Consider the following 12,307-nt stretch of genomic DNA (forward strand, 5'->3'; position numbering starts at 1 on the left):
GGCTGCAAAGGCCGCGACTCTCGCTCGGCCCCGCCGATATTCAGGGACGCCATGCACCGCCGAATCGATGTAGAAGCATTGTGCGCTGAAAAGGGGTTGCGGATCACCGAGCAGCGTCGCGTCATCGCACGCGTCCTGTCTGAGGCAGAGGATCACCCCGACGTCGAGGCGCTGCACGTTCGTGCCGTCGCGATCGATCCGGGCATTTCGATCGCCACCGTCTACCGCACCGTCCGCCTCTTTGAGGAAGCCGGCATCCTCGCCCGCCACGATTTCGGCGACGGCCGCGCGCGGTACGAGGCCGCGCCCGACGCGCATCACGATCACCTGATCGACATCGAATCGGGCCGCGTCATCGAATTCGTCGACGAGGAAGTCGAGATCCTGCAGGCCAAGATCGCCGAACGGCTCGGCTACCGGCTCGTCGACCACCGCATGGAATTGTACGGCGTCCCGATAAACCGCGATCACTGATCGCCGACGCGACAGGACAAGCGATGACCGCCGGAGCGCCGTCCACGCCTGACAGGCTCGGCGTAAGACTCCGCATCGCCCGCCGCGTCGCCGCACTCGTCCTTTTCCTGCTGTTCTGCCTCGTCGGCTACGGCCTCGCCCGGCCCGCCCGCCGCGTGGCCTGGGTCCAGCGCTTCCTCGGCGGCGCGGCCCGCCGGCTCGGCGCGGACGTGACCATCGCCGGCACACCGCTCAAATCCAACGTCCTCTACGTCGCCAACCATCTCTCCTGGTTCGACATCCTCACCATGGGCGGCGCCACCGGCACGGCGTTCGTGTCGAAGGAGGAGGTCGCGGCCTGGCCGATCGTCGGCTGGCTCGCGCGGATCGGCGGCACGATCTTCATCGCCCGCACCAGCCGCGCCGCCGCCCGGTCGCAGGCCGACGCGCTGACCGCCGCGCTCGCCACCGGCCGCCCCGCCACGCTTTTCCCCGAGGGCGAAACCAACGACGGCACGCAGATCCTGCCTTTCCGCGCCGCGTTGTTCGGCGCGGCCCCCGCCGCCGGCGTCGCGGTGCAGCCGGTCGCGATCGACTATGGCCAGGCCGCCGCCGAGATCGCCTGGCGCCCGGACGAAACCGCCCCCGCGGTTGCCGCTCGCCTGATCGGCCGCCGCGGTCGCCTCCCCGTCACGCTCCGCTTCCTCGATCCGGTCCCGTCCTCGCCCGACCGCAAGCAACTCGCCGCCACCGCACAGGCCGACATCGAGCAGGCATTACGTCCCTGACCGGGGCTACCCCCTGCGCCGCCGCTCCTCTATAGCGCGCCGATGAACGCCCCGCCCCGCTCCTTCCACGTCAAGTCCTTCGGCTGTCAGATGAACGCCTATGACGGCACCCGCATGGCGGAGATGCTGGAGGCGGAAGGCATGACCGCGACCGACGAGGCGACGCAGGCGGACCTCGTCGTGCTCAACACCTGCCACATCCGCGAACGCGCCGCGGAAAAGGTCTATTCCGACATCGGCCGGCTGAAGCGTGCCGACGGCACCACCCCGATGATCGCCGTCGCCGGCTGCGTCGCGCAGGCGGAGGGCGCCGAGATCCCGCGCCGCGCGCCCACCGTCGACATCGTCGTCGGCCCGCAGGCCTATCACCGCCTGCCCGCAATGGTCGCCGCCGTCACCGCCGGCGCGCGCGCAATCGATACCGACATGCCCGCGCTGTCGAAATTCGCGCAGCTTCCCGTCCGCCGCCGGCAGGGGCCGAGCGCCTTCCTGACCGTGCAGGAAGGCTGCGACAAATTCTGCACCTACTGTGTCGTGCCCTACACCCGTGGCGCGGAGATCAGCCGCCCCTGGGGCCAGGTCATGGACGAGGCGCGCGCCCTGGTCGACGCCGGCGCACGCGAGATCACGCTGCTCGGCCAGAACGTCAACGCCTGGACCGGCACCGACGGACGCGGCCTCGCCGGTGGCCTCGACGGGCTGATCGCCGAACTCGACCGGCTGCCCGGGCTCGAACGGATCCGCTACACGACCAGCCACCCCAACGACATGACGCAGGGCCTGATCGACGCGCACCGCGACGTGGGCAAGCTGATGCCGTTCCTCCATCTGCCCGTGCAGGCCGGCTCCGACCGCATCCTGAAGGCGATGAACCGCAGCCACACGCGCGACAGCTATCTGCAGATCCTCGATCGCGTCCGCGCCGCGCGGCCCGACATCGCGATCTCGGGCGACTTCATCGTCGGCTTCCCCGGCGAGACCGACGCCGACTTCGCCGCCACGCTCGACCTCGTCGCCCAAGTCGGCCACGCGCAGGCCTACAGCTTCAAATACAGCCCGCGCCCCGGCACCCCCGCCGCCACGCTCGACGGCGCGGTGCCGGAATCGGTCATGGACGAACGGCTCCACGCGCTTCAGGCGCTGATCTGGGAACAGGCGACCGCGTTCAACGCCGCCACCGTCGGCCGCCGCACCCGCATCCTGATCGAACGCGACGGCCGCAAGCCCGGCCAGCGGATCGGAAAGTCCCCCTGGCTGCAATCCGTCCACCTCGACACCAACGCTCCTATCGGCGCGATGCTCGACGTGGAGATCGTCAGCGCCGGCCCGAACAGCGTCGGCGGCGTGGCACTTTCCGGCTAAAGAGCGGCGCCGAAAACCAAATCGCGCGCCTCCACTTTCCAATCTCCCCCCCGCCCCCCATCTCGGTTAGCATCGGTGCGCGCCGGAGTCCCTGGCGGCCGTGGGAGAGTGCGCAGATGACGAGTGTCCATGTCGCGTAAGCCGGTCCAAGCGCGTGCCGGGGATCGCGCCCGGCTCGAAATCCTGTTCGACAAGCCGCAGCTGCTGGGGCGTCTGTTCGGACAATATGATCAGAATCTGATCGCCATCGAAAGCAAGCTGGGCGTCTACATGTCCGCCCGCGGCAACAAGATCCAGATCGAGGGCGAGGCCGAGGCCGCCGCCCGCGCGCGGGAGGTCCTGACCGGCCTCTACAACCGCATCGTGCAGGGTCAGGACGTCGACCCCGGCATGGTCGACGGCGTGATCCAGATGTCGGCCGAACCCACGCTCGAAGGGATCATTCGCGCCGATGCGGGCGACGCCCCGCCGGTCATGATCCGCACGCGCAAGAAGACGATCGTGCCGCGCACCGGCACCCAGATCGGCTATATGGAGGCGCTGGGCCGCGACGACGTGATCTTCGCGCTCGGGCCGGCGGGCACCGGCAAGACCTATCTCGCGGTGGCGCAGGCGGTGCAGCAGCTGATCAACGGCTCGGTCCAGCGGCTCATCCTGTCGCGCCCGGCGGTGGAGGCGGGTGAACGGCTCGGCTTCCTGCCCGGCGACATGAAGGAGAAGGTCGACCCTTATCTGCGCCCGCTCTACGACGCGCTGTACGACATGCTGCCGACCGAGCAGGTCGAACGCCGCATCGCCAGCGGAGAGATCGAGATCGCGCCGATCGCGTTCATGCGCGGCCGTACGCTGTCCGACGCGTTCATCATCCTGGACGAAGCGCAGAACACCACCATCGCGCAGATGAAGATGTTCCTGACCCGCTTCGGCATGAACAGCCGCATGGTCGTGTGCGGCGATCCGCGCCAGATCGATCTGCCCGGCGTCGGCCAGTCCGGCCTCGCCGATGCGGTCCGCCGGCTGGAGGGGCTCGAAGGCATCGGCACGATCCGCTTCGGCGCCGCTGACGTCGTCCGCCACCCCATCGTCGGCCGCATCGTCCAGGCCTACGAAGGCCCCGACGATGCGTGACACGAACTTCTGCCCCCCTCCCTGGCAGGGAGGGGCCGGGGGTGGGTCGAACGCCTCCCCAACCGTTACCGTCGAAGGCTCGCGCCTCTCCCTTCAAAGCGACCGAGGCAACCCATGATCGAAGTCGCCATCTCCCCCGAGGAAGGCTGGTCCGGCCCCACCGACTGGCAGGCCCTCGCCGACCGTGCCGTCGCGACGGCCCTGCGCCACAGCCCCTATGCCGAACTGCTCGACGCCGACGCACTGGTCGAGGTCTCGGTCCGCTTCACCGACGATGACGAGGTCCAGGGCCTCAACGGCAGCTACCGCGCCAAGGACCGCCCGACCAACGTCCTGAGCTTCCCGATGGTGCAGCCCGACCTGCTCCCCGGTCTCGCCAACACCGACGACGGCGAGATCCTGCTCGGCGACATCGTGCTGGCGTCCGGCGTGTGCGAGCGCGAGGCGGCCGAACGCGGCGTGCCCGTCGAAACGCACGCCACCCACCTGATCGTCCACGGTACGCTCCACCTGCTCGGCCTCGACCATCTCGACGAGGCGACCGGCGACGCGATGGAAGCCGTAGAACGCGCCGCTCTGGCCGCGATCGGCATCGACGACCCCTATGCGGTCGAGGACGACTGAAGGCCTGATCCCGCCTTGTTCCTTTCGAACAAGGACGAAAAGGGCAGCGCAAAACAAATTTCCAACCCCCCATCATCGCGATAGCGGCGCCCAGCCAATCCGCGCTAGGATCGCCGCGCAACGATCCCAGGACCACGCACCCTCCCATGCCAGACGATTCCAGTAGCAACGAGACCGGCGGCCGATTGTGGGCCGGTCTCCGCAACCTCCTGTTCGGTGAGGACAGCGAACCGAATCTGCGCGACCAGATCGAGGAAGCGATCGAGGACCATGAGGACGGCGGTGCGCGCCCCGATCCGGGCGACCTCTCCCCCGTCGAACGGCAGATGCTCCGCAACCTCCTCCATTTCGGCGAGCGCCGGGTGGGCGAGATCGGCGTGCCGCGGGCGGACATCATCGCGGTCGCCGAAACGATCAGCTTCACCGATCTCGTCGCCGCCTTCGCCGATGCGGGCCACAGCCGCCTGCCGGTGTACCGCGACAGCCTCGATCATGTCGTCGGCATGGTCCATGTGAAGGACGTGTTCGCGATCCTCGCGTCCGGCGCGCCGCACCCCGTCGACCTGACCGGCCTGCTGCGTGAACCGCGCTACGTCCCCGAATCGATGGGCGTGCTCGATCTGCTCGCCGAGATGCGCTCCACCCGCACGCATCTGGCGATCGTGGTCGACGAATATAGCGGTACCGAGGGTCTCGTCACGATCGAGGACCTGATGGAGGAGATCGTCGGCGATATCGAGGACGAGCATGACGAGGCGGCCGACGCGCTGTTCGTCCAGCTCGAGGACGGGATGTGGGATGCCGCTGCCCGTGCCGAGCTGGAGGACATCGCCATCGTCGATCCGCGCCTGGCCGACACGGACGAGGATGTCGAAACGCTCGGCGGTCTCGCCTCCGCGCTCGCCGGCCATGTCCCGCAACCGGGCGAGACCGTGCTGCACCCCAGCGGGTGGCGGCTGGAGGTCACCGCAGGCGACACCAAGCGCATCCACCGCCTCCGGCTGCACCCCCCGGTCGACCCGGTCCGGGACGCCGACTGATCCCATGACCGCTTGCAATCCCCCGCGATCTGTATCGTTATCGCGGCCAATGTCGCTCGTCCGGAAGGCTCCAGCCGTTGCGTAACCGCATCATCGCCGTCATCGTCCTGCTGCTCGTTCTGGGCGCCGGGCTGTTCTACTGGCTGAGCAGCGGTACCCCCGCCAAGCTCGACCTTGCGCAGACGCAGGGCACCAAGCCGGAGATCCCGGAACCCACCACGTCGTGGATCCCGACGGTCAACATCGCGCCAGCGGTCGGCTGGAAGGCTGGCGAGGCCCCGACCCCGGCCGCGGGCCTCAAGGTCAACGATTTCGCCGCCGGGCTCGATCATCCGCGCTGGATGCTGCTGCTCCCGAACGGCGACGTGCTGGTCGCCGAAACCAACAAGCCACCCAAGCCGGGCCAGACCAAGAGCATCCGCGAGTGGGTGCAGTCGAAGGTCATGGGCCGCGCCGGCGCCGGCGTGGAAAGCCCGAACCGCATCGTCCTGCTCCGCGATGCGGACGGCGACGGCGTTGCAGAAAGCCGCTCGACCTTGCTCACCGGCCTGATGTCGCCGTTCGGCATGGCCCTGGTCGGCAACCAGCTCTACGTCGCGAACGCCGACGCGCTCGTGCGCTACCCGTTCACGCCCGGCCAGACGAAGATCACCGCCGCGCCCACCAAGGTCGTCGACCTGCCCGGCGGCCCGATCAACCATCACTGGACGAAGAACGTCATCGCCAGTCCGGACGGCAAGCGGCTGTTCGTCACGATCGGGTCGAACAGCAATGTCGGCGAAAACGGCATGGCGGCCGAGGAAGGCCGCGCTGCGATCTGGGAAGTCGATCCCGCCACCGGCAACCACCGGATCTACGCCTACGGCCTGCGCAACCCGAACGGCATGGCCTACGAACCGCAGAGCCAGAAGCTGTTCACCGTCGTCAACGAACGCGACGAACTCGGCTCCGACATGGTGCCGGACTACCTGACCCACGTCGAATTCGGCGGCTTCTACGGCTGGCCTTATTATTACTGGGGCGGCTACATCGACAAGCGCGTGCCGCCGCCCGAGGATGATATGCGCCAGTACAGCGTCCGACCCGACTATGCGCTCGGGCCGCACACCGCCTCGCTCGGCCTGACGTTCGCCGACGGCGCGAAACTGGGCTCGCGCTTCGCCAACGGCGCTTTCATCGGCCAGCACGGCAGCTGGAACCGCAAGCCGATGTCCGGCTACAAGGTCGTCTATGTCCCCTTCGTCAACGGCCGCCCGACCGGCAAGCCCGTCGACGTCCTGACCGGCTTCCTCAGCGCCAAGCAGGACGCCCGGGGCCGCCCCGTCGGCGTCATCAAGGACAAGACCGGCGCCCTGCTCGTCGCCGACGACGTCGGCAACCGCATCTGGCGCGTGAGCGCCGCACCGGCGGTACGGACTGCGGCGCGGTAACGAACAGGAACTAGCTATCGTGACAAGGGCACAACAGCGGCCTCAGTAGCGGCGACACGCGCCCCACCCCGTTTGGTTCGAGCCGGTCGAGAACTCCGCGCAGAGTTCTCGACCGGCTCGAACCAAACGGATCAGGGGTTGGATAATTTTCATACGCCATCCGTTTCCGCAGCGCGCATCGAAGCGGAATGCCAGACCGACCCATCCATCCCGAGCGAAGTCGAGGGACCCTTCGAGCGAAGTCGAGAAGCCGCCAGCATCAGCGGGCGGACACACCCGGAGAGGCCCCAGAACGCTCAGCCCACATGAAATGTTGAATGTCACGAAGCGCGGGCCATCCGCCGCGCCGCATCGATCACGATGCACACGGGGCAACACCCCGCACCGCGCCCCAGTCAGGCCGTCCGCAACCCCTCGAGCGCGCTCTCCACGCGGTCCAGCGTGAACGGCTTGGGCAGCGTAGGGCAATCCGCATGGCGCGCGGGCGGCGGGTCGATCATCCCTCCGGTCGCCACGACGAACGCCTTGCCCTGATCTGCCAGCGCATCGGCCACCGCCCAGCTCGGCTCGCCACCGCGCAGGTGGACGTCCAGGATCGCCATGTCGAACGGCGTCGTGCGAATATGGTCGAGCGCGGCGGAGACATTGTCCACCGTGCCGGCCACCCGGTGGCCCAGCGCGTCGACGAAATCTTCCAGCATCATCGCGATCAGCGGTTCGTCTTCGACAATCAGAACGGACAATGGCTGCGTCATGAAAGGGGCATTACGGGATGGCCGCCACGCCGCAAAGCCAAATCGCTACGCTTCCGGTTCAATTGACTGACTTGGATTAAGACCAACCTGATTATCCCGCGATATTGCCTCGCCCGACCGCGGCCCCCAGCGCGTCGCGCGCCGCTTGCCCCAGCTGCTGAACCGAAAACGGCTTGGGCAGGAACGCGACGTTGTCGATCGCGATCGAATTGCGCAGCTGCTCCTCGGCATAGCCCGACATGAACACGATCGGCAGGCGCGGCAGCACCGCCCGCGCGTGGCGGACCATTGTCGGCCCGTCCATCGTCGGCATCACCACGTCGGAAATCAGCAGGTCGATCGTCGCCGGCTCCGGATTGTCCTTCCCCCACGGGGCGATGCCGAGCAGTTCGAGCGCGAGTTCGCCGTTCGCCGCGGTCAGCACGCGGTACCCCTGCCGCGTCAGCGCCCGTTCCGCCACCGCACGGACCATGTCCTCGTCCTCGACCAGCAGGATCGTGCCCGACCCCCAGACCTCCGACGGCTTCTCGCGCGGCAGCGGCAGGACCACCTCCGCCTTCGAATCGGCCAGATGGACCGGCAGGTAGATGACGAACGTCGTCCCCTCCCCCAGCTTCGAATCGGCGAAGATGAATCCGCCGGACTGCTTGACGATGCCGTACACCGTCGACAGCCCCAGCCCCGTCCCCTTGCCCACCGGCTTAGTGGTGTAGAACGGTTCGAACACCTTCCCCAACACCTCGGGCGGGATGCCCGTGCCGGTGTCGGTTACCGACAGCGCGGTGTAGTCGCCCACCGGCAGCACGTCGGACCCCAGATCCCGCACCTGCGCGGCGGTGACGCCGTAGGTCTGGAGCGTCAGCGTGCCGCCGCCCGGCATCGCATCGCGCGCGTTCACCGCCAGGTTGACGATCACCTGTTCCAGCTGCCCGGGATCGGCGCGCACCGCGCCCAGCGCGCGGCCATGCTTCACCTGCAACGCCACCGTCTCGCCGAGCAATCGCTTGAGGAGATTCGAAATCTCGGAAATCACGTCGGGCAGCTGCAGCACCTGCGGCCGCAACGTTTGCTGGCGCGAGAAGGCGAGCAGCTGCCGCGTCAGGCCGGCCGCGCGGTTCGAGTTGTGCTTGATCTGCTGGATGTCGTCATAATCGCTGTCGCCGGGCGTGTGGCGCATCATCATCAGGTCGCAATGCCCGATGATCGCGGTCAGGATGTTGTTGAAATCATGCGCCACGCCGCCGGCCAGCTGGCCCACCGCCTGCATCTTGGTCGCCTGCGCCACCTGCCGCTTCAGCTTCGATTCCTCGGTGCTGTCCTTCAGGCTGAGCAGCACGGACGCATCGCCCAGCCCGCGCGCGGTGGCGATGGTCAGCGACACCGGCTCGTCCGGCCGGTGGCGGAGCCGGACCGACAGGTCGCCCGAATGCTGCCGACCCGAACCGGATCCGAACCGCCGCACCGCGTCGGACACCGCTCCCTTGTCCTCCTTCACCACCAGGTCGCTCGGATAGACCGCCGCCTGACCCGCGGGCAGCCCCGCCGCTCGCTCGAACGCGGCATTGACGAACAACAGCCGCCCGTCGCGTTCCGCCAGGGCAAGGCCGAGCGGCAACATGCCGAGCAGGTTGTGGATGTGGACCGCCGATCCGGCATCGCCCGCCGGGGTCGCACCCGGCCCGGGGCTGTCGTCCAGAATAAGGAACAGGCTGGTGTCGCGGTCCGGATCGATCGGCACCTGCACCAGCCGCAGTGGATCGACCTCGTCGCCGTCGCCCGCAAAGCGGATGCGATCGTCCGGCCCGCGACGCAGCAGGTCGGTCAACGTCCGCCCGGTCGCATCCACCCCGGTCGGCGCCGCGCCGCTGTCGGTCGCGTCCAGCGCGCGCGCCGACAGCACGCGGTTCGCGCCGAGCAGCCGGCCGTCGCGATCGACCAGCGCCGCCATCACGCCGGCATCGCCCATCCGCCGCCCCGGCTCGCCGGTCACCAGCGCCAGCAGGTCGCGCACCGGATCGTCGGTCAAATGCGGCCGGAACCGCCAGACGAGGTGATCCTCCGATTGCCCCGCACGCACCACCGTCACCGACAGCCGGCGGTGCTCGGTATTGAGCGACGCCGCCGCGCCGATCCCGTCGCGCCACGCCGCACGTCCCGCAGCGTTCAACGCCAGGCTGCCCTCCCCGTCGAACAGGATGCCCGACGGCGGCGGCAATCCCCCGAACCAGCTTTCGTACATGCGGTTCGCGCACAGCAGCTGCCCGTCGCGTTCGGTGATGGCCACGGCGTCGTGATCCTGCTCGATCGCCGCCAACGCCAGTGACCAGTCGACCCCCGGTCCCGCACCCGCCTCGTCCCCCGTTCGCACGGTGCGCGTGAACCAGACCAGCGCGACGAACGCCGCCAGCGTCGCCAGGAAAACCGTCGCGACCAGCACATCGCCCGCAAACCACCAGATCGCCACGGCACTGGACACCGCGACGCAGCCCACCGCGGTGAGCGCGATCCGGTGGCGGACGTCGGGATCGGCGGGGTCAGGGGACGGTGTCATGCGTGGATGCGCTTTCGACCCGCCGGGGGTGCATCGTCAAGCCGCCTGCCATGGGCGGTGTCGCAAAGGGGTGGCGCCGACCGCCACCCCTGCGCACGCTTACCAGATGCGGACGCGCTCTGCCGGCGCTAGGTACAGCTTCTCGCCCGGCTTGGGCTTGTACGCCGCATACCAGGGGTCGAGGTTGCGGACGACGTTCGCGCGCTGCTCGGCGGGCGAATGCGGATCGGTCAGCAACTGCTGGCGCAGCGCCGCCTCGCGATCGTTGCGGCGCCACACCTGCGCCCAGCCCAGGTAGAAACGCTGGTCGCCGGTCATGCCGTCGATCACCGGCGCCGGCTTGCCGCCCAGCGACTTCTGGTATGCGCCATACGCCGCGGTCAGACCGGCCAGATCGCCGATATTCTCGCCCAGCGTCAGCCCGCCCTGCACATGCAGGCCCGGGATCGGCTCGTACTTGTCATACTGCGCCACCAGCTGGCCGGTCAGCGCCTTGAACTGTGCGACGTCCTTCGGCGTCCACCATTCGGTCAGCTTGCCGGTGCTGTCGTACTGCGAACCCTGATCATCGAAATGATGGCTGATCTCGTGGCCGATCACGGCACCGATCCCGCCATAATTCACCGCCGGATCGGCGTTCGGATCGAAGAACGGCGGTTGCAGGATCGCCGCCGGGAACACGATCTCGTTCATGCCGAAATTGGCATAGGCGTTGATCGTCGTGGGGGTCATGCCCCATTCCTCGCGGTCGAGCGGCTTGCCCAGCTTGTTCAGGTCGCGCTGGAACTCGAACGCCGTCGCGCGCTGCACATTGCCGAGCAGGTCGTTCCGGTCGATCTTCAGCGCGGAATAATCGCGCCACGTGTCCGGGTAACCGATCTTGGCACGGAACGCGGCCAGCTTGGCGCGCGCCTTCACCTTGGTCTCGGGCGCCATCCAGGTCAGCGCGTCGATCCGGTCGCCCATCGCGGCGATCACGTTCTTCACCAGCAGGTCGGCCTGCGCCTTGGCCTCGGGCGGGAAATACTTGGCGACGTAGATCTTGCCGAGATCCTCGCCGACCTGCCCGTTGACCAGCGCCACGCCGCGCTTCCAGCGATCGCGGTTTTGCGGCGTGCCCTGCAACTGCGTCGAATTGAACGCGAACGAGGCGTCGACAAACGGCTGCGACAGATAGGGCGCGAACCGGTTGATCGCGCGCAGCTTCATGTAATCCTGCAACACATTGAGCGGCGTGGCGGCGATCACCGCGGCACTGCCCGTGAACGCGGTCGGCTGCGCCACCAGGAACTGGGTTTGGCCGTTCACGCCGGTCGCGGCGAGATACTTGGCCCAGTCGAACCCGGGTGCCTTCTGGGCGAAATCGGCCGCCGACCACTTGTTGTACGTCTTGACCGCATCGCGCGAATCGATCCGCGTCCACTGGACCTGCGCCAGCTTCGTCTCGAACGCGATCACCGCCTGCGCCCGCGCGGCGCCGTTGGGCAGCCCCGCCAGCGCGAACAGCTTCGTCAGATAACCGGCATAGGCGGTGCGCGCCTCGACCAGCTTCGGATCGGTCTTCAGATAATAATCGCGGTCGGGCAGCCCCAGCCCGCCCTGCCCCATCGACACGATGTAGGTTTCGGGATTGCGATCGTCCTGACCCACGCCCAGCCGGAACGGCGTCGGCACGCCGATCCGCGCCAGCTTGCCCATCTCCGCCGCCAGCGCCGGCTTCGTCTTGGCCGCATCGATCGCGGCCAGCGTCGGCTTCAGCGGTGCGGCGCCCTTGGCATCGACCGCCGCCTGGTCGACGAAGCTGGCGTACAGATCGCCGATCCGCGTCCCCGGCGTGCGCGCCGCTTCCTCCAGGATCGCGCGACTACGCTCGGTCGACAGGTCGTCCAGCCGGGTGAACATGCCGTAGCTCGACCGATCGGCCGGGATCGGGTTCGTCTTCTTCCAGGTGCCGCTGGCGAACGCGTCGAAATTATCGCCCGGTGCCACGCTGCGGTCCATGCCCGCGGTGTCGAACCCGAACGTGCCGAGTTCCGGCTTGCCCGCATTGACGGCGGTCACGGGGCGCGGTGCCGGCGCGGTCTGGGCAAAGGCAGGGGCAGCGATGCTGGCAAACGCGGACGCGCCCAGCAGGACGATCTTCAATCGCATGGGAAACCTTCTCGATCGGCCGCGA

Annotated in this window: 10 protein-coding genes; 7 read left to right on the top strand and 3 right to left on the bottom strand. The window is 68.3% G+C overall.

The features are described from left to right. The first annotated feature begins 51 nt into the window (after positions 1 to 51). The 7 genes from IEX50_RS02545 to IEX50_RS02575 all read left to right on the top strand — a co-directional run bounded on the left by IEX50_RS02545 (position 52) and on the right by IEX50_RS02575 (position 6,825). A complete protein-coding gene (locus tag IEX50_RS02545; RefSeq protein ID WP_157177354.1) occupies positions 52 to 474 on the top strand; it encodes a Fur family transcriptional regulator in 423 nt (140 codons plus the stop codon). Between the two features lie 23 nt (positions 475 to 497). Beyond that, complete coding sequence (locus IEX50_RS02550) at positions 498 to 1,241, top strand: lysophospholipid acyltransferase family protein (RefSeq protein ID WP_157177355.1); 744 nt, start codon at positions 498 to 500, stop codon at positions 1,239 to 1,241. A gap of 42 nt (positions 1,242 to 1,283) precedes the next feature. Then, positions 1,284 to 2,603 (top strand): tRNA (N6-isopentenyl adenosine(37)-C2)-methylthiotransferase MiaB, encoded by a 1,320-nt coding sequence (miaB, locus tag IEX50_RS02555; RefSeq protein ID WP_157177356.1) that lies wholly within the window; start codon positions 1,284 to 1,286, stop codon positions 2,601 to 2,603. A gap of 129 nt (positions 2,604 to 2,732) precedes the next feature. Further along, positions 2,733 to 3,731, top strand: a complete 999-nt coding sequence (locus IEX50_RS02560) for a PhoH family protein (protein WP_157177357.1) — start codon at positions 2,733 to 2,735, stop codon at positions 3,729 to 3,731. 114 nt (positions 3,732 to 3,845) lie between these two features. Further along, positions 3,846 to 4,355, top strand: a complete 510-nt coding sequence (gene ybeY / locus IEX50_RS02565) for an rRNA maturation RNase YbeY (RefSeq protein ID WP_157177358.1) — start codon at positions 3,846 to 3,848, stop codon at positions 4,353 to 4,355. Positions 4,356 to 4,501: 146 nt separating this feature from the next. Next, positions 4,502 to 5,395: a hemolysin family protein gene (locus IEX50_RS02570; protein WP_157177359.1), complete on the top strand. Its 894-nt coding sequence runs from the start codon at positions 4,502 to 4,504 to the stop codon at positions 5,393 to 5,395. Between the two features lie 77 nt (positions 5,396 to 5,472). After that, on the top strand, positions 5,473 to 6,825 hold the full coding sequence (locus IEX50_RS02575; protein ID WP_157177360.1) for a PQQ-dependent sugar dehydrogenase: 1,353 nt from the start codon (positions 5,473 to 5,475) through the stop codon (positions 6,823 to 6,825). A 395-nt stretch (positions 6,826 to 7,220) separates the two neighbouring features. Here the strand turns inward: IEX50_RS02575 and IEX50_RS02580 are convergent, their stop codons facing one another. From IEX50_RS02580 to IEX50_RS02590, 3 genes are all read right to left on the bottom strand, one after another. Then, positions 7,221 to 7,580 carry a response regulator gene (locus IEX50_RS02580; RefSeq protein WP_157177361.1) on the bottom strand — a complete coding sequence of 120 codons (360 nt, stop codon included), beginning with the start codon at positions 7,578 to 7,580 and terminating at the stop codon, positions 7,221 to 7,223. Between the two features lie 91 nt (positions 7,581 to 7,671). Further along, positions 7,672 to 10,131, bottom strand: a complete 2,460-nt coding sequence (locus tag IEX50_RS02585) for a hybrid sensor histidine kinase/response regulator (protein WP_157177362.1) — start codon at positions 10,129 to 10,131, stop codon at positions 7,672 to 7,674. Positions 10,132 to 10,230: 99 nt separating this feature from the next. Continuing rightward, positions 10,231 to 12,282 carry a M13 family metallopeptidase gene (locus IEX50_RS02590; RefSeq protein WP_157177363.1) on the bottom strand — a complete coding sequence of 684 codons (2,052 nt, stop codon included), beginning with the start codon at positions 12,280 to 12,282 and terminating at the stop codon, positions 10,231 to 10,233. Positions 12,283 to 12,307: the final 25 nt, after the last annotated feature.

The organism is Sphingomonas prati (genome assembly GCF_014643515.1).
In the GTDB taxonomy this organism is placed as follows: Bacteria; Pseudomonadota; Alphaproteobacteria; order Sphingomonadales; family Sphingomonadaceae; genus Sphingomonas_R; species Sphingomonas_R prati.

Coding starts and splice junctions, on each gene's coding strand:
- IEX50_RS02545 (WP_157177354.1), top strand. CDS start 52: ATGCACCGCCGAATCGATGTAGAAGCATTGTGCGCTGAAAAGGGGTTG.
- IEX50_RS02550 (WP_157177355.1), top strand. CDS start 498: ATGACCGCCGGAGCGCCGTCCACGCCTGACAGGCTCGGCGTAAGACTC.
- miaB (WP_157177356.1), top strand. CDS start 1,284: ATGAACGCCCCGCCCCGCTCCTTCCACGTCAAGTCCTTCGGCTGTCAG.
- IEX50_RS02560 (WP_157177357.1), top strand. CDS start 2,733: ATGTCGCGTAAGCCGGTCCAAGCGCGTGCCGGGGATCGCGCCCGGCTC.
- ybeY (WP_157177358.1), top strand. CDS start 3,846: ATGATCGAAGTCGCCATCTCCCCCGAGGAAGGCTGGTCCGGCCCCACC.
- IEX50_RS02570 (WP_157177359.1), top strand. CDS start 4,502: ATGCCAGACGATTCCAGTAGCAACGAGACCGGCGGCCGATTGTGGGCC.
- IEX50_RS02580 (WP_157177361.1), bottom strand. CDS start 7,580: ATGACGCAGCCATTGTCCGTTCTGATTGTCGAAGACGAACCGCTGATC.
- IEX50_RS02585 (WP_157177362.1), bottom strand. CDS start 10,131: ATGACACCGTCCCCTGACCCCGCCGATCCCGACGTCCGCCACCGGATC.
- IEX50_RS02590 (WP_157177363.1), bottom strand. CDS start 12,282: ATGCGATTGAAGATCGTCCTGCTGGGCGCGTCCGCGTTTGCCAGCATC.